Origin of the sequence: Photobacterium rosenbergii (assembly GCF_033022775.1) — a bacterium.
GTDB lineage: Bacteria > Pseudomonadota > Gammaproteobacteria > Enterobacterales > Vibrionaceae > Photobacterium > Photobacterium rosenbergii_A.
Map to the genome: position 1 here is coordinate 251,489 of NZ_JAWJZI010000004.1, position 16,143 is coordinate 267,631.

The 16,143-nt window shown below is 47.1% G+C and carries 18 protein-coding genes; 5 read left to right on the forward strand and 13 right to left on the reverse strand.

What is annotated here, in order from left to right; genetic code table 11:
• Positions 1-253 precede the first annotated feature (253 nt).
• Entirely contained in the window at positions 254-1,663 is a 1,410-nt protein-coding gene (locus R2X38_RS12005) for a HEPN domain-containing protein (protein ID WP_317522477.1), read from the forward strand.
• A 145-nt stretch (positions 1,664-1,808) separates the two neighbouring features.
• On the opposite strand, the gene R2X38_RS12010 is transcribed toward R2X38_RS12005, so the two are convergent.
• Together R2X38_RS12010 and R2X38_RS12015 are read right to left on the reverse strand one after the other, a co-directional pair.
• Entirely contained in the window at positions 1,809-2,315 is a 507-nt protein-coding gene (locus R2X38_RS12010) for a hypothetical protein (RefSeq protein WP_317522479.1), read from the reverse strand.
• A 191-nt stretch (positions 2,316-2,506) separates the two neighbouring features.
• Positions 2,507-2,647 (reverse strand): DUF3653 domain-containing protein, encoded by a 141-nt coding sequence (locus tag R2X38_RS12015; protein ID WP_317522795.1) that lies wholly within the window; start codon positions 2,645-2,647, stop codon positions 2,507-2,509.
• A 100-nt stretch (positions 2,648-2,747) separates the two neighbouring features.
• Here R2X38_RS12015 and R2X38_RS12020 point away from each other — a divergent pair, with 100 nt between their 5' ends.
• A complete protein-coding gene (locus tag R2X38_RS12020) occupies positions 2,748-3,191 on the forward strand; it encodes a hypothetical protein (RefSeq protein ID WP_317522480.1) in 444 nt (147 codons plus the stop codon).
• Between the two features lie 22 nt (positions 3,192-3,213).
• Here the strand turns inward: R2X38_RS12020 and R2X38_RS12025 are convergent, their stop codons facing one another.
• The gene (locus tag R2X38_RS12025; RefSeq protein WP_317522481.1) at positions 3,214-3,531 is read right to left on the reverse strand and encodes a DUF4144 family protein; all 318 of its coding nucleotides are present in this window, start codon (positions 3,529-3,531) and stop codon (positions 3,214-3,216) included.
• Positions 3,532-3,574: 43 nt separating this feature from the next.
• A complete protein-coding gene (locus tag R2X38_RS12030; RefSeq protein ID WP_317522482.1) occupies positions 3,575-4,225 on the reverse strand; it encodes a class I SAM-dependent methyltransferase in 651 nt (216 codons plus the stop codon).
• Positions 4,226-4,406: 181 nt separating this feature from the next.
• On the opposite strand from R2X38_RS12030, the gene R2X38_RS12035 reads away from it, so the two are divergent.
• A complete protein-coding gene (locus tag R2X38_RS12035; RefSeq protein WP_317522483.1) occupies positions 4,407-4,925 on the forward strand; it encodes a hypothetical protein in 519 nt (172 codons plus the stop codon).
• Between the two features lie 145 nt (positions 4,926-5,070).
• Here the strand turns inward: R2X38_RS12035 and R2X38_RS12040 are convergent, their stop codons facing one another.
• The 3 genes from R2X38_RS12040 to R2X38_RS12050 form a co-directional block, all read right to left on the reverse strand.
• Entirely contained in the window at positions 5,071-6,540 is a 1,470-nt protein-coding gene (locus tag R2X38_RS12040; protein ID WP_317522484.1) for an EAL domain-containing protein, read from the reverse strand.
• A 193-nt stretch (positions 6,541-6,733) separates the two neighbouring features.
• On the reverse strand, positions 6,734-7,402 hold the full coding sequence (locus R2X38_RS12045) for an NAD(P)H-dependent oxidoreductase (protein WP_317522485.1): 669 nt from the start codon (positions 7,400-7,402) through the stop codon (positions 6,734-6,736).
• Positions 7,399-8,361: an ankyrin repeat domain-containing protein gene (locus R2X38_RS12050; protein ID WP_317522486.1), complete on the reverse strand. Its 963-nt coding sequence runs from the start codon at positions 8,359-8,361 to the stop codon at positions 7,399-7,401. Before R2X38_RS12050 ends, R2X38_RS12045 begins: the two co-directional genes overlap by 4 nt.
• A gap of 118 nt (positions 8,362-8,479) precedes the next feature.
• On the opposite strand from R2X38_RS12050, the gene R2X38_RS12055 reads away from it, so the two are divergent.
• Both R2X38_RS12055 and R2X38_RS12060 read left to right on the forward strand, forming a co-directional pair.
• Positions 8,480-9,382 (forward strand): LysR family transcriptional regulator, encoded by a 903-nt coding sequence (locus R2X38_RS12055; RefSeq protein ID WP_317522487.1) that lies wholly within the window; start codon positions 8,480-8,482, stop codon positions 9,380-9,382.
• 94 nt (positions 9,383-9,476) lie between these two features.
• A complete protein-coding gene (locus R2X38_RS12060) occupies positions 9,477-10,154 on the forward strand; it encodes an IclR family transcriptional regulator (protein ID WP_317522796.1) in 678 nt (225 codons plus the stop codon).
• A 211-nt stretch (positions 10,155-10,365) separates the two neighbouring features.
• On the opposite strand, the gene R2X38_RS12065 is transcribed toward R2X38_RS12060, so the two are convergent.
• The 6 genes from R2X38_RS12065 to R2X38_RS12090 form a co-directional block, all read right to left on the reverse strand.
• Positions 10,366-10,803, reverse strand: coding sequence for a hypothetical protein (locus R2X38_RS12065; protein ID WP_317522488.1), 438 nt, complete (start codon positions 10,801-10,803; stop codon positions 10,366-10,368).
• Between the two features lie 279 nt (positions 10,804-11,082).
• Positions 11,083-11,916, reverse strand: coding sequence for a MurR/RpiR family transcriptional regulator (locus tag R2X38_RS12070; protein ID WP_317522489.1), 834 nt, complete (start codon positions 11,914-11,916; stop codon positions 11,083-11,085).
• Positions 11,917-11,979: 63 nt separating this feature from the next.
• On the reverse strand, positions 11,980-12,807 hold the full coding sequence (locus R2X38_RS12075) for a ketose-bisphosphate aldolase (protein ID WP_187459937.1): 828 nt from the start codon (positions 12,805-12,807) through the stop codon (positions 11,980-11,982).
• 17 nt (positions 12,808-12,824) lie between these two features.
• Positions 12,825-13,694: a 5-deoxy-glucuronate isomerase gene (locus R2X38_RS12080; protein WP_107298717.1), complete on the reverse strand. Its 870-nt coding sequence runs from the start codon at positions 13,692-13,694 to the stop codon at positions 12,825-12,827.
• Between the two features lie 206 nt (positions 13,695-13,900).
• Positions 13,901-14,896 (reverse strand): 5-dehydro-2-deoxygluconokinase, encoded by a 996-nt coding sequence (gene iolC, locus R2X38_RS12085; RefSeq protein WP_317522490.1) that lies wholly within the window; start codon positions 14,894-14,896, stop codon positions 13,901-13,903.
• Between the two features lie 12 nt (positions 14,897-14,908).
• Positions 14,909-16,084, reverse strand: coding sequence for a Gfo/Idh/MocA family protein (locus R2X38_RS12090; RefSeq protein WP_107298719.1), 1,176 nt, complete (start codon positions 16,082-16,084; stop codon positions 14,909-14,911).
• Positions 16,085-16,143 lie beyond the last annotated feature (59 nt).

Consider the following 16,143-nt stretch of genomic DNA (forward strand, 5'->3'; position numbering starts at 1 on the left):
AACTTCGTTTTGTTTGATGTAAATCGCCTTATGGAAAAGTAACTAAATTTCATGCCACACAAGTATGGTTTAGCTAACATTCATATGCAAAAATAAGAGTATTAATATGTTGTGTAGACGAATGGCTTGGAAAAGCAAGCTATGTTAGGCATTTAACATAACGAAGCATAATGTTCACCACTTATTCTGCGTGGGGTGTATACGAAGCAGATTTGTTTAGTACAATGTTCTGCTTCATGATAAGTGAATTATTATGGATATAAATGAAGATACTTTAGACTTATATAAAAATTATGAGGTTAATGTCACATTAGGTGAAAATGGTAATAGGTTTGCGGGAACATTAACATTGACCCCAAAGGCTATTACTCTAAAAGTTATGGGTGAGACGAGAGAAGGAAGAAGTTATCCTGACTTTTGGAATGATGTAGATAAATTAATATGCAATGATATAAATAAGACTTTTATATTACATAACCTTAGGGCAACTCGAGGAGTAAGTCGAGCAATAGACTCTTATCCTGAAAATATTGGTTATTTTGAACGAGAATACTCAGTTGATTTCGTGGTATTTGTTCCAACTGATCATTTTTATGATGAAAAATGTTTTAATCTAATTGATATTAAATCTAAATCTATCAGCAGATGGATTGGGACAACAAAAAAACAGCAAAAAATAATTGATATATATGGAAAAAGGGAGAGTATATTTGAATCAGGCGAGCTTCTAAATCAGTTATCTTTATTAATTGATGATGGCTCGTATTTATCTATTTCTTATAACTTATCAACCCACTTTTCTTCACCAGAATTTAGCGCAGGATTGAGTTTCCCTCCTTCTCTCACGTTATATTTTAATAAAACCATTAACTCATCTAATATTAAATCAAAATATGATGAAATATATACCCTTTTAGCGTTCTTCATAAGTAATGACTTTGAAGTTGAGCGTATCACATTAGGGTATGATTTTTATGGTAGAAAGTGTGAAGGAATGCTTTATTTTCCAGTCCAAAACACATTACCAAAACACGATCAGGGTTATGACTTTTTTCCATTAGGGGTTGATTTAGCATTTGATAGCCTTTGTTTGCCTGAGGTGTCAACTAATTATTTAAATAATTACTTTTGTATGGATAATAAACACAAAGGTCATTTCCACAAGTTTTTGAAATATAGGAGACTGCAAAATCCGGAGGAGCAGTTTCTTGGTTTTTTTAGGATATTGGAATCATTATGTTATAAGACAAAAAATCATCTAGATTCCGAATTATTATCAGATGTCATACAAAGGTCCAAACCATATTTAAAAAAGAAATTTAAAGATACCAAAGGTGTTAACTCTTTTCTTAGGGGCCTGCCTCGATACAACCAATCTAAATACAACACTGAAAAATGCCTTCAAGATTTTTATACCCAAATACCTACTGATACTTCTGATGAATGGTCAGTATCAAAGAATGATATTGCGAGTGTATGTAGGCTAAGAAATGATTTGACTCATGCAAATGACTTTTATATTGAAGAGCATGATTTATATAAAAAAACCAAATTTATAGAGGTTTTACTGGTCATAGCTATGGGTATGAAACTGGATATACCTGTAACTGACTTATGCTCTGTAATTCATCGCTTACCGGGCTACCACATCATTACTAAATAGAGCATATTATTCATCATAGTTTTTACAGTGCTCGGATGTTTTTTCCCCCGCCTAGTAATACGGGGGAAAGTTTATGGAGTCGTTATACCCTACAGCTAAGTACGGTTCGACGGTTTCCAAATTTTTGAAGAGATAACAAAAAAATTCATTTTATTCTTGCTTTACGTATCTTCTCAGCAAGTTCAGTATCTCCGTTAAGAATTGCTTCGGCATAGTTCATTTTGGCAAGTTCTTCTTGGCTTATCACTCCCTCGATTGCGCTTTTTCTAGAACTCTTATAACTTACTTTCTGTCTATCTCGATCTATCTTCCGCTGTCTTTGAGCCTCTCTCAGGCTTTGATCCCACTCGGTATTTTTGGCTTTTTCTTCAGCTTCTAATTTGGCAAGTCTTTTACGTTCAGGGGCTTGGAAATATTGGATAGCCCCCCATCCGCTACCAAATATTGTAACGACCATCGCTAACACTTCCCACACGCTTTGATCTCTACGTGTCAGGCATCGACTGTGAGACGAAACCTTGACTCCCTGACGCAGATGGCTTGATACGGAGGTTTTATTCAGGCATGTTGGCCCAGTCACCTCACGAATCATCCACATTCCGCCAAATAACAGTACAAAGAAAAGGAGCCAAGCTTTCAGTGTTCTGTTCATGATACTTACCTATCAGAAAAACGAAGCATTATACGTGATTCTGTAAGATCGCCTATAGGTTAAATCACTAGAAAATGTGTACATTCCAGTGATGAAATTAACCGAAAAAGCCATTAATCAGAGTACTAATTTGAAGACAACTTTTTTTAATCATCCTAGCAATTCTGGTAATCGCAGCCTTCATCTCCCTATTACTCTCTGCATTGATCACTCTCGGCATCGATTTGTAAAAGAGCATTCCCCGTTACGATCCTGTCTGGCGTTAACGTCCATCCGTTTGGCGTTACCAACTCTCCATGCTTGATTTGCCACCCTCTCCAATCGTCATTAATCGCTGCAAGATCTCTACATGAATAGAGCTATCTTATAAACGGCTTTTCACTCTTCATTGCTACATTTAATGTGTCGTGCAGTGAAAATAGGAAAGTTTGAATGAAGCCACTTCTATCTATCAGCCTAATTTTTCTTTGTTTGTCCCCATTGGCTTTTGGCGCAGAGCAGTCCCAAGCCGCGAGCGAGATTTTTCAAAATGCTAAGGAAGAATGTGCCAGATTTGAGGATGGCGAATTCTATGCAACTGAACAGGCCATCTCACACCATGACTTTACCGGTGACGGCCAACCAGAAGAAATCGTGGACGCATCGCAGTTCTCTTGCTCAACGTCGGCTTCCATGTGGGGTGGTTCAGGTGGCACCTTCTTATGGGTAGTGGTTGATGGAAAACCCTATGAATTTCTCGCCAATAAATGGAAAACGATAGATTTTGACGGACAATCAGTCCTCCTGCTTGCGGTTCATTCTTCTGAATGCAGCGATACTATTGGTCCTTGCTATCGGGCGCTGGTTTGGAGCGATGGTTTTAGGACAACACGCTGAGTGATATCGCTAAGCCATATCGCTAATTCGCCAAAGCTCTTATCGCCTCACTGACAGTTAAAAACTGAATCTTAGTCAGGCAGACTTCTGCTTTTGAAAACTCGTGAGCCTGAATGAGATCGGTAACTTGTGAGACAGAGAACGGTCTGCCGCAAGGCTCATAGGCAAAAACGCCCGCTTGAGCCTCGCGCACCTTATAGCCTTGCCCCTGACTATCTACTAGATAGTCATCATCACTCCAGATAAGGGACTCAAACTCAGCGATGAGGCTCGCTTCCGAGGCGAGATAAAGCAGCTCATCGTCACCGTCGAGTTTGAATATACAAGGCCATTGGATCATTGGTTTTCTCTTTGAAAAAAGCTCACAACAGAGCATTAATTTATTATGCTTTGGTTGCCGAGAACAGGGCGACACAACCAATCACTTCTACCTTCACATTCGAAAAGTACTGATGCAGGGCCTGTTCTAAAGCGCCAAGTTCATCGTTCTTATTACAGAATATACCTTTCTTGTTATAGAACGACATCAGTTTCTCGGCGAAGGCATTTTTCGACGTCCCCTGGCCGAGAATCGTACTGCCAAATACCGTTCCACCAGTATTCATTACCTCCCTAATGTGCGAGAAAACGATGCTTTTTTCAGACATGCTTCCCGGCAGGCAGTGCAGCAGGTAGTTTATGCTTACCGAGTCAAACCTCTCACACCCCAGCCCAAACGGCTCGAGCACATTGCGGCAGTAGACCTCAGGCTTAAAGTGCTCAATGGCTTTCGCCGTTGACTCGAGGCTGTTTTCATTCAGATCAACCAACGCAATTCTTTGGCCACCAGCCGTCAAGTTTTGCTTCAGGTAATACCCTGTACCCACCCCGACATCAAGGTGGTTAGCTGTAACTAAATCGGCAAACTGCTGGCTGATTAGACGTGTTGGGCATTTCCATAGGTAGTGGTTGGAAAAGCCTAAAACCCAGAGGTCATAGATTGAGAGGACTTTCTTCGAGTACACCGCTTGGCCCGCAACAACATCTTTATTCATATATCTATCAGTACTTTAATTCAAATAAAAACGGAAATTATAGCAAACAGCACTCACAACAAAACATACCAGTTAAAGGATACAGCAAATGATATCTTGCCCTATTCTTAATACACGCAATTTCCCCTCTACCCCCTCCCGCCAAGCTAAGTTATTATTTTCCTTTTGAAAGGGACATTTCATGAAGCACTTACTCTTGGTGGTTTTCGCGCTGTTTCTATACCTCGGCCTATATTGGCCTGATGTTGATAAACACCTGATGTCCCTGCTCCATCACCGCTCTATCCTCACCCACAGCATACTGCTGCCATTACTTGTAATGGTATTGCTGCGATCCAATTACAGTAAACCTATTGCCGCTGGACTGAGTGCGGGAATCAGTATTCATTTAGCTGCTAGCGTGATTTCCCCTATGAGCGGTTACTCTCAGGTATACCTACCTGCGCCAATGAGCAATTCAATTGGGGCAACAGAATCGTTAATATGGCTGGGTTTAAATGCCATTGCGTGTTATTTTCTGGCTTTGCGATTCCTCAAGACACACAGCAAGACTATCCCTTTTATCTACCTGCTGGCTGCGGCTGGGTATAGTCTATACGTCAAAGATGATGTGCGCCCTTGGCTGGTCTGTTTCGCTATCTTCCTTATTCCTTTTATGTTCGATAAGGCCAAGAGCAAGCTGAGGCGGGTCACTCAATAACAAGCAGGGAATCTGAAGCCTGTTATGCCAAAAGAGATAGAGCGCTGGGATGATGCCATCGACAACCGCTCTGTTTACTGAGTTCTGAAAAGTATCGCTTAACCTCGGATCAGTACCGCAAATGAAGCGACAAGTAGATACTTTTTCAGAGTAGGGCGCTAATAAGCTCAGGTTTATGACTCAAGCGAATATCAATATCGCCAATTTCTTTAGGTTTGCTATAATAATATCCTTGCTGAAGCACCACGCCTCGTTCAAGCAAATAATTAGCCTGTATTTCATTCTCCACCCCCTCGGCCACCATAGTCACACCCAGCAGCTTGCCTAGGTTGATTATCGCGTTAAGCACCGGAGTATTCACGCTCTCATGGCCGATGGAGTCAACGAAGCATTTGTCGATTTTCAAAAAATCAATCTTGGTTTCCTGCAGAACCGACAGCGAGGTTTGCCCCGTGCCGAAATCATCCAATAAAATCTCTATACCTACCTGACGCATGGTTTCCAAGGCAATTCTCGCTTCCTTATCAAGAAACTGCCTCTCCGTCACTTCAAGCCCTAGTCTAATGCCCTTAGCGGCAAATTCCCGGTGCTTTTGCCGCAAATACACCCAGCGAGCAGGCGCTTTGATGTAACTTGGTGGGACATTGAGGCCAAGATGAAACCCTTCGGGCAACTGTATGGCGGATAAGTCCTTGAGAGACGCATCAATCACGTAATCCGTCAGGCCATTGATCAAGCCGAATTCTTCCATCAGAGGAATAAAGACGTCCGGATATAACATCCCCTTTTCAGGATGCTGCCACCTGACAAGGGCTTCAACACCCTTTACTTCAAGGGTGTTGGCATCGACTTGCGGCTGGTATTGCAACACAAACTCACGGCGAATAAGCGCCTGTTTCAGCTGGAAGAACATCGACCGATTGCGTTTGAGCAGAAATCGCGACACCACCATAACCAGCAGTACCGCCATAGATACCGGGATAGAGACAAGCGCATAGAATACCCGTTTTTCCTCCACCAACTGATCGCTTGCTTCTACAAATACCTCGAAACCGTACAGGGAGGAAGACGCCATGTATGAAGGGTTGGTAGCAGCCAGCATATCAGCTGGCGTTGTAGCCTCGCCGTTCATAATTAAGACAGCGCTTTTTACACGGTGGTCGTTGCGGTAACCGACCGTGGCGCGCATGTAATCCCTATCCACCAGCGCCATCGCCATGTATCGCTCGTCTTCATTTGAACGAGTGACCACAACGATAGACTCCCCCATTCCCTCGACGGGCAGAGAATAAAGATAAACAATTTCTTCAGAAAGAGCCTCTGGCCTAATGAGCGGATTGGGGTTATCACTTCTTATTGATGAGCAGTGGACCTGATTGGCCGAAACAATTTGAAGCTCTTCAATATCACGCTCGTAGCGCAAATTTTGCTGAATACGGCGGCAGTCTTCCGGATATAGCAAATTAGTCCGGTTTTCAATTTCAACACCAGCAATCACCCGCTCTGCAGTATCGACAAAATTCTGGGCGATAGTTCTCGTCGCTTCCTCGATACTCCTTTCACTGGCATACAGCACAGTAAAAAATATCAATACAAGAGGGAGAACATAAATCACACTGACTCGCTGTAATTTTATATCACTGTCCAGGATCATCACCGCCGACCACATTAAGCCGCAGGCTTTTGCGGCATTATTTTATTTAGGTATAAATCATATCGAAACCTCCAAAATGAATACAGCCAAAACATAATTTATTGTTAATGTCATCAGTACTATTCTGCTTTTTCAGCGTTAGATGGGTATCAAGTTAATACTGACCGACCGCCATCGCAGGGTCAGCGAAGATGTTTTGCAATCTCGCAGCGTATCTTTCGAGCTCAGCTACACGCTGCTCCTGGCTCATTCGTGCAGGGCCGAATACCGAGAAAGGCTCCAGCACCTCAAAGCCATTGAACTCCAAAATACCGCGATGGATAGGGCGTAAGATCCCTTCCAGATCACCGTTCCAGCCACCTTTGACGTAGATATCCTCCCCGCCCCCCATAGTTAGGCTCAGCATGGCTTTCTTGCCTTTGAACACCCCGTTATCATAGAAGCGGCCACCGCCGTATGTGCGCCCCATGGCAAACACGCGCTCTACCCAGCCCTTCATCACTGCCGGCATGCTAAACCACCACAGCGGGAATTGGAAAATCAGCAAATCACACCACTCAACTTTCTGAATTTCCGTCTCAAGTTCAGGGGCAAAGCTATCGTGATCGCTAGCATGCATCTCTTCCAGTTGTTGCTTGAAGAACTCAGGATCTCTAACCGTTTGGAAGTTATGACGGCCCGAAACCGGATTAAAGTCCATAGCATGAAGGTCGGAGGTTTCGACCTCGTGACCAGCCGCTTCTAGTGCTGACACTGCTTGGTTGAACATTGCACCGTTGAAACTTTTTGGCTCTGGGTGCCAGTAAACGACGAGGACTTTCATGCTTTTTTCTCCAACATCTCAACAATCGATGAATACTGATATTCTCTTGCCAACTCGAGCGGTGTTTTACCGTCAAAGCCGGTTAAATCTGTTCTGGCACCAAATGCAATGAGCTTCGCTGCCGCTTCAGTATGACCGTGCCAAACGGCATCATGCAGCGGGGTATAACCGTTGTTCGGCCCTTGTGCGTCCAAGGTCTCCTTGAAGCCCGGATAGTGTGACAGCAGTTCTATCACATCAGCCCTGCCGTTATAGGCGGCTTTATGCAGCGGAATGGCTTTCATGTAATGATCCGGCACTGTCTGATCGCCACCTTGCTCCATCAGTACCTTGAGGCTTTCGACCAACCCGTCACGGGCAGCGACCATCACCGCCGTATGCTCATCATTACCCGAGCTAGTAATTGCCGATGGGGTGTTGAGCATGGCGTTATCCGTTATTCCCTGGAAATGAGCCTTGAGCTGGCGAGCCTTTTCCTCATCATCCAAGCTGTTATCCGTCACTAGCTGGTAGGCACTTAGCTGAGCTTGAGAACGAGATCGCTGATCGCGGTAGGCATCAAATAACTGGCGAAGTTGATCGGCCTGTTGCAAGCCAAAAACATCTTGCTCTGACGCACCAAAATCCACCAGCTGCTCGGCTTTCAGGCCAAAGGTAGAGACAATCTCGACATTCACTTCTGGCTGCTTGAGCAAAGCCTCGACCACGGACGGCTTGCGGTGCCACACCGCGACCATCAACGGGGTCACGCCATGCTTGGGCGTTTGCAGGTTGATAAATGCCCCAGCAGCCAGCAACGCCTCAACCCAACTTGCAGAGTCTTGCTGCGCGGCAATGTGCATCGGTGAATTGCCCATCACCGGATCAAGCTGGTTCACATCAGCCTTCATCTCAATGGCTTGACGAAAGCCGTCAATATCACCGTTTATAATCAGTTGATGTAGGGTTGGCATGGTCATAATCTGTCTCGCTCATCTCTGCTGTTATGTTGAACTTTGCTGTGTTGGATACAGTATTGAACAAATCCTCATTAACCTGTAGTGTGCATTGAGTTATTAGCAAGGTAACCATTAGTTAATGAAAGCATTACCGACCCAGCTTCCCATTTTTATCCAGGTTGCCAAAACCGGCAGTTTTGCCAAGGCTGCAAGGGCACTGGGGATCTCCGCACCAGCAGTCAGCAAAGCCATTGGTAAATTGGAAGAAGAGTGGCAGGTTAAGCTGTTCCACCGCTCGTCCCACTCGCTAAGCCTGACCCAGATGGGCGAGCAGTTGTTTGATAGCCTCACGCCTTCTGTCGAATCTATCCAGCACACCATCGAACGGATCACCGATGACTCGCAAAGCCTCAGCGGCACACTCAAGATCAACCTGCCCGCTAGCTCCATCGGGCAAGAACATATCCTGCCGTTGATCTTGGACTTCATGGAAGCCTATCCGGAGATCACCTGTGATCTTCATTTTGATGATCGTGTCGTAGATCTAGTTGAGCACGGTTTTGATCTGGGTATCGGCACTGCGATTAACCAAGACTCGCGCCTGATCGCGCGGCGGCTGTTTGAGGTGGGTATCGGGGTGTTTGCGACTCCCGAGTATTTGGCGCGCCATGGCAAGCCGACCACCATCAAGGCGCTGGATGCGCACAAATGTATTCCAGTGCGCTCTATTACATCAGGTCGATTCCACGGTTGGCGGTTAAATGATGGTGAAGGCAACAAGCTCTACGAGCCCAAGGGCAAGCTTATCGTCAACCATTTCCGGGCAGCCAAGCAAGCCACCTTGGCCAGTGCCGGCATCAGTTGCTTGGGCACTTGGATGTTCAAACAAGAGCTGGAGCAAAACCAAGTGGTGCCGCTGCTAGAGAACTACTGGGGAGAGCCGATTCAAGTTTGGGTCTATTACTCGTCAAGAGAATACCTCCCAACTCGAGTCAGGACACTGATCGACTATCTGGTCAGCAATATTGATAAAGTGCTGTAGTTGAGGATCCATTTTGGCCAAAGAAACTAAAACTAACAAAACCAAAACCCAAGAGACCAAGACAAAAGAGCTCAATACCAAAGAGCCTAAAACGATCCAATCTATTGAGCGCGGCTTTGCCATGCTTGAGCTTCTCTCGCTAGCAGGCAAACCGCTATCCCTGCAGGAAATCAGCAAGGCTTTATCCCTGAGCAAGAGTACTGTGCACGGCATCCTTGCGACCATGAGCAACCTTGGCTATATCAACCGCAGCAAACAGGGATACGCCCTTGGCCTGCGTTTAAGGGAATTATCCAAACCGTTAGAGCAACATGACGAGTCTATCCGCCAACACTTCGCCCCTTTGCTCAAACATATGGCCCAGCTTACCGACAATACCGCTTACCTAGCCGTACAAAGCGGCAGCCAAGAATACCTCTATATTGATGCAATTGAGCGTGCCAACCCTCTGACTATCCGCAGCCCACGAGGTAAACGCGAAGGCCTAGCAACCTCAGCGATAGGCAAAGTATTTTTGGCTTTTGATGAGGAGTTGAAACGCTCTCTACGTTTGGGCGGTCAAATCCCCCCACCCTTAGAACAAGAGCTAAGCCAAGTGAAAGAGCAAGGTTATGCCTTGGATTTAGAGCAGGCTGAGCCCAACCTCAATTGCCTAGCTATTCCCCTGTACCTCGATGGAAAGCTAACGGCAGTGGCAGGGGTCAGCGGGGCGGCCAATGAGCTAAACCAAGCCCGCTTGGTGCATTTTGCCGGGGTGTTTCTCAAGTCATAGGATGTGTATTTTTACGATAGGCTCTGAAACCATGCCAAGCCTATCAGCTTTCTACTTTAAGCAGGCTGTCTATCTCCTTTTAGCCAAGTTCAATTGCTGCTCAAACTCAATCGCCCTTGCAAAGTCCTGATCATGGCTTACCAAGATAAACGCGCCCCGATATTGGCTCAGCGCATGCGCTAATTGTTGCTTGGCGTCGATATCCAAATGGTTAAGTAGCTTCCATTCGCGCTCTTAGCTCAATCACAAGTGGATGCTCTGTATATTGAAAAATCCTATCGGGAGCCGCAAATACAAGGCTTTTCCCTATAGTGCCGCTTTCTTTAAGCTCAATAATGATTCTTTCCGGTTTTCCTTTCTCTCCGTAGACGTGCTTAATTTCATTGAAATCGACAAGCTGGCTCGTACCACCTTTCTTAAACAGTAAGTAATCGCCATAATCTATTACTTCAGATGACACATCACTGAGTTTTCTCTTATATAAAATAAAAGCCACAGCACTCACAAATATAGGTATGAGTAACGCGAAAAGGTTTTCTTTATAAACACCAGAGACAAGAACAAAAATCAAAAAAACAACGATAAATACCAAAGACACCAATAACAGTGCCTCTTTTTGAACTAACGTTGATCCCGTTAACTTTCTCATTGCGATATTCCCCTTCCATTTGGGTATATGAATCCATTTACAGCCTGTCTACTTTAAACCACTTTAGTGTCTATAACATAAATCAGATACATCATTTTACCTTCGAAGGTTTACAGCATAAAGTGGGCATGATTATCCCCGCATTATCAGCATTGTGGCCAGAGGTTAAACACCAATGCCGAAGCCCAAACGGTTGCGGTAGCCTACCTCAATGAAGAGTGTGGCGAATAACCGCTGTTAGTGAATCCAATCAATAAAATTAGAGCCTCATGCGAGGCTCTAATTGGTATCTTTGCACATCAAACTCACCGCCAGTGTCTGGGCCAGATAGACCGAGCAACTCAGCGAGCGGAAGCCTAAATTATCCCCTTCCTGCACCTCGAAGCAGACATCCATCTTGTTGCCCTGCTCCATCATCTGGTTGTCGGTAATGGCAATAATCGGCACATTCTTTTTGTAAGCCAGCTCAATAACGTCGGTGGTTTCCGGAGCATAAGGGCTGAAGGTGAAAGTGACCAAGACATCTTTTTCGTTCATCTGGCGGGTCAGCGGCGATAGCATGCCGCCGTTGTCATCAACCAGCACAACGTTGTTGTTTGATTTCATCAAGGCATACCAGAGATAGAAAGCAACGGGGTAGGCTCGTCGCATACCTTGGATATAAATCGTCCCTGCCCCTTCAAGCAAAGCCACAGCCCTATCCAGCTTTTGCGGTGATACCGTGATTTGCAGCTGCTCTAAAGCCTCGATATTTGCCGCGCCGAAATCATGGAAAATAGCCGCAGCGGAATCGGGGCCAAATTCAGCCTCGTTTCTCGCCTTGCGCACCCGCTCTTTATAATCCCGCGGGCGGTTGAAGTAGTGTTCGCGGAAGACAGCTTGCATCGAACTGAACCCAGAGAAACCCATCGCATTAGAAAAGCGGCTTAGGGTAGACAGCGGCACATTGGCCTGCTCGGCAATGGTCACCATGGTTTCAACCGCGACCAGCATTGGCTGGGCCATGGCAAAGTCAGCCACCTGTTGCAGGCGCGGGCTTAAATCGTCGTAGCGACGGACAATGTGATCTTTGAGGGTGTCTAAATCGGTGGGAACAAGCTCGGTTACTTCCATATATTGATGCTCTCCTGCGAAAAAAATGCCCTGTATTAACAGGGCAAATGGTCACGACATTTATTACGACAGTAGTTTGAAATTACGAATCGCCTCTTCCTTCACCGCAGGCATTGCCTTCTTCATGAAGTAAATGCGGTCAAATTTCTCTGGCTCTTCATTCATGAAATCACGCAGACCATGGCCCAGTGCTTGACGCAGACAAGTACCGATGTTGAATTTCGATACGCGGGTGCGCTTGAGCACTTCCATGTCTTCGTTACGGATCCCACTCGTACCATGGATAACCAACGGGACATCGACCATGCTGGCGATCTTGTCCAAGCGGCCAAAATCGATGGTACAAGTCGGCTCGGTAAGGCGGTGTACGTTACCTACTGAAACGGCCACACAGTCGGCACCACTTTCTTTGGCAAAACGTGCCGCTTCTTCTGCTTCGGTATAGATAGATTTGATGTGGTCACGGCCTTCATCGTAAGGCACCGAGCCAATCTCGCCTTCAACTGAAGCACCCATTGCGTGGGCAACGTCTGCCACCGCGCGGGTACGGGCAATGTTTTCTTCCAGCGATAGCTGAGAGCCATCGAACATCACTGAGCTGAAACCCGCCTTCAGGGCACGATAAACGATCTCTTCCTCGTAGGTATGATCTAGGTGCAAACATACTGGCACCGTGCTGTTTTTCGCCAAGGTCAGGAACATCGCCGCTGCGGTCTCAACGCCGTAGAAATCAGCCACATCTTTGTTGCAAGCGAGGATCACTGGCTTGTTCACTTCTTCTGCCGCTTCTACCACGGCACGGGCATCTTCGTAACCAAACACATTGAAGCAAGGTACGGCATAATCGGAGGCTGCAGCCTCTGGCAAAAGATCTTTTAGGTTAACGAGCATATTAGTAAGCCTCCGTGTTATTTGAACTTGGCGATCATGTCCTTGATGCCAGGGATCGTCTCTACTTGGTATTCGTGGTGCGGGTCAAAGTGCTGGATCAGCGACTTTTCTGTTTTGCCCACGATGATGGTGAAGTAATACATTTCGTAGCCAGGTGCCGCGACGCTTGGGTGGTAGCCTTTGTCGATAGCAATCACAGAGCCGGTGCGCACGTGGTACACCGGGCCGAAATCGTCTTCGTGCTCGTACAGGAACTGGGCACCGAATCCGAAATCTGGGTTGAAACGGAACTGGTACACTTCTTCGTACAAAGTTTCTTTGCTGCCGTCAGGCTTAACGCGGTCTTCATCATGCTTGTGAGGAGGGAAACCAGACCAACCACCGGCACCGACGGTAAACAACTCGCTCACCAATAGGCGGCCACGGTTGTCAGAGTTTGACTGACCCAGTACGTGTTTGATCTTACGGTGGGTTTTGGTGTCATCAGAGCCGTACTGAACGATATCGACATTCTCTTCGCGGATGCAGAAAGGTTCCAGAGACTGCTCGAACTTACCGCCCGCAATCATCACATCAGCGGTGTCGCTAACACAATCAACGGTTGCGCTATAGCCAAGCGGGACATATACCGCTTCAGGATTGCCATCCCACACCGATTTACGCTTACCGATGTTGTCGTATACTTCGGTCTTCTCGCCATTGGTCACTGTGATTGAACAGGTACCGCCAGCCAGGACGATGACAGATTCATAGCCCTCGACAACATGCTGGTGTTGTTCGCCCTGCGCTAGGCGAACTTGGTTGAAGTAACATAGAGGTGTCACTTCGTCGTTAATATCGATGATTGGTTGGTTCTTGTTATCAAACGGCGGGATATGCTTACCCATGGCTCTCTCCTCACTGCCCGACTTATTGTTTTTGATTAGTCAGTGCAGCCTTTTAATTATCTGATTCTGTTAATCGGCGCCTATCGCTATAGGCTTGGGGGAATAAAAAAGCCGGACCTCGATGGTATGTACCGATGGAAGACTGATAAGCCATGCGATACTGGCCCGGCTGACCAAAATGACCCTTCCTTAACGCTTGGCGCTAGTTAAAGGCTTTGCTCTCTGGTCTCAATAAAGTCGAATAACTGCTCTTTGGTTGGCATCGCTTCGGTACAACTGTTGCCGCTAACGTTAATCGCTGCAGCCGCTGAACCATGCTTGACGCCGTCTTCCAATTCGCCGCCATTTACCAGTGTCCAAATTAGGCCGCCAGCGAATGAGTCGCCCGAGCCAAATGGCTTCTGAACCTCAACGCGGAAAATACCTTGCTGGAACTTGTGACCGTCGCGGCAGTAGACTTTAGAGCCAAACTCACCGGCTTTGATCACGACAACCTGGGTATTAGCTCGCAGGAAGCGCTCTGCCGTTGCATCGTCATCTTTGTTGCCCGGAGCCAACACGGTTTCCATCATGTCGAATTCTTCGCGGTTGCCGATAACGATATCGGACAAGCCAGCTGCGATTCCGTAGTAGATGGACGCGTCAACATCGGTGCGCCAAGAATACGGGCGGTAATCAACGTCAAGTACAACCAGTGTGTTGCTGCGGCGCGCATGTTCCATCGCAATCAGTGTGGCTTCACGGCTTGGGCTTTCAGAAAGCGCAGTACCGGTTACTACCAACACTTTCGAGCTCGCGATGTACTCTGGGTCTACCTGCTCTGGCTTGATGGTCAAGTCAGACGCTTTGTTACGGTAAATCAATACTGTGCAGTCGCTTGGCTTCATCTCGGTAAAGGCAACAGAAGTGCGCGAGCCCGAGTTGTCTGTCATCATGCCGTCTAGGTTGATGCCCTGGCCTGACATGTACTGCTTCACATAGCCACCGAAGGCATCATCAGCAACGCAGCCTATAAACCCGACCTTGCCGCCAAGTTTGCTCACAGCTACTGCGATGTTGGCAGCCGAGCCACCGACGAATTTGTTGAAGCCTGAAATGTCTGCCATGTCCGTGTTTGATTCACGGGCGTAAAGGTCTACGCCCGCACGTCCCAACACGATGGCATCCAGCTTGCGGTCTTGCTGAAGTGCAATCTTTGTCATGGTCCGTTCCTATTACTCGTAATCAACCCAAGCTGCGTTCTGGTCTGCTGACTCAACGCACTTCTCACATAGGCGTACGCCTTCGATACCGGCATCGATACCTGGGAACCAGATATCCGCAAGCGCTGCTTGGTCGTCGCGGTCTGCCGCGTCGAATGCCAGTGCAAAGCGGTGGTATAGGTTTGCCCAAGACTCGAAGTAACCTTCTGCGTGGCCACCGCCAACACGGTTAGCGGCAACACCCGGTGCATCCTGGTGCAGGTAGCCCATGCCGCGCTCTAGAATGCGTGGTGCTTCACCCTGAACTTCGTAGCGAAGCTGGTTTGGCTGCTCGTCCCACCACTCGATAGACGCTTTAGAGCCTACGATGCGGATCTTCTGCTGGTGCATAGAGCCTGAGTTAACGGCTGATGCCCAAAGCGTGCCGACTGCACCGCCTTTGAATTCCATCATCACGTGGGCGTTATCTTCTAGCGGCGTACGCGACTTGATGAAGCTCTGACGCATGCAAGATAGACGGTCGACTTCTAGACCGGTCATCACTTCACATAGGTAGAATGCGTGTGTGCCGATATCGCCTAGCACGTAAGTTGGGCCAGAAACTTCTGGGCTTACACGCCACTTCAGGCCTGGATCGTTTAGCTCGTACTCTTCGTTGTGGAAGCCGTGGGCGAACTGCATGTTGATCACGCGAACTTCACCTAGGTCGCCACGCTGAACCATTTCACGCGCCTGCTGGACCATTGGGAAGCCGCTGTAGCCGTACATCACACCGATAACACGGTTGTTCTGCGCAGCGATTGTTTTTAGCTCTTCTGCTTCTTCCGTAGTGAAAGTGATTGGCTTTTCACACACTACATGAAGGTTTGCTTCTAGCGCCGCCTTACAGATTTCGTAGTGTGTCGAGTTTGGCGTTGCGATAGATACCGCCTGGATGCCGTCTTCGCGCTGTGCTTCTTGCTCGAACATCTCTTTGTAGTTGGCGTAGCAACGGTCGCCGTCAAGACCTAGGTTTTCACCGAAGTCACGGCAACGTGCTGGATCTAGGTCGAATGCACCGGCTACCAACTTGAACAGGCCATCGCGCTGTGCGGCATTACGGTGCGAGTAACCGATCTGGCTACCACGACCGCCGCCTACCATTGCCCAGCGGATTGGTTGGTCAAAATGACGTTCTTCATTAAACATGGTTCACTCCTTGGCAGGCATCACAACCAGCTTTTTATTCGTGTAGCCAGCTGTGATAC

Bases quoted from the DNA above. Each gene is read 5' to 3' on its own strand.
- R2X38_RS12005 (WP_317522477.1), top strand. From the start codon at position 254: ATGGATATAAATGAAGATACTTTAGACTTATATAAAAATTATGAGGTT.
- R2X38_RS12010 (WP_317522479.1), bottom strand. From the start codon at position 2,315: ATGAACAGAACACTGAAAGCTTGGCTCCTTTTCTTTGTACTGTTATTT.
- R2X38_RS12020 (WP_317522480.1), top strand. From the start codon at position 2,748: ATGAAGCCACTTCTATCTATCAGCCTAATTTTTCTTTGTTTGTCCCCA.
- R2X38_RS12025 (WP_317522481.1), bottom strand. From the start codon at position 3,531: ATGATCCAATGGCCTTGTATATTCAAACTCGACGGTGACGATGAGCTG.
- R2X38_RS12030 (WP_317522482.1), bottom strand. From the start codon at position 4,225: ATGAATAAAGATGTTGTTGCGGGCCAAGCGGTGTACTCGAAGAAAGTC.
- R2X38_RS12035 (WP_317522483.1), top strand. From the start codon at position 4,407: ATGAAGCACTTACTCTTGGTGGTTTTCGCGCTGTTTCTATACCTCGGC.
- R2X38_RS12045 (WP_317522485.1), bottom strand. From the start codon at position 7,402: ATGAAAGTCCTCGTCGTTTACTGGCACCCAGAGCCAAAAAGTTTCAAC.
- R2X38_RS12050 (WP_317522486.1), bottom strand. From the start codon at position 8,361: ATGACCATGCCAACCCTACATCAACTGATTATAAACGGTGATATTGAC.
- R2X38_RS12055 (WP_317522487.1), top strand. From the start codon at position 8,480: ATGAAAGCATTACCGACCCAGCTTCCCATTTTTATCCAGGTTGCCAAA.
- R2X38_RS12065 (WP_317522488.1), bottom strand. From the start codon at position 10,803: ATGAGAAAGTTAACGGGATCAACGTTAGTTCAAAAAGAGGCACTGTTA.
- R2X38_RS12070 (WP_317522489.1), bottom strand. From the start codon at position 11,916: ATGGAAGTAACCGAGCTTGTTCCCACCGATTTAGACACCCTCAAAGAT.
- R2X38_RS12075 (WP_187459937.1), bottom strand. From the start codon at position 12,807: ATGCTCGTTAACCTAAAAGATCTTTTGCCAGAGGCTGCAGCCTCCGAT.
- R2X38_RS12080 (WP_107298717.1), bottom strand. From the start codon at position 13,694: ATGGGTAAGCATATCCCGCCGTTTGATAACAAGAACCAACCAATCATC.
- iolC (WP_317522490.1), bottom strand. From the start codon at position 14,896: ATGACAAAGATTGCACTTCAGCAAGACCGCAAGCTGGATGCCATCGTG.
- R2X38_RS12090 (WP_107298719.1), bottom strand. From the start codon at position 16,084: ATGTTTAATGAAGAACGTCATTTTGACCAACCAATCCGCTGGGCAATG.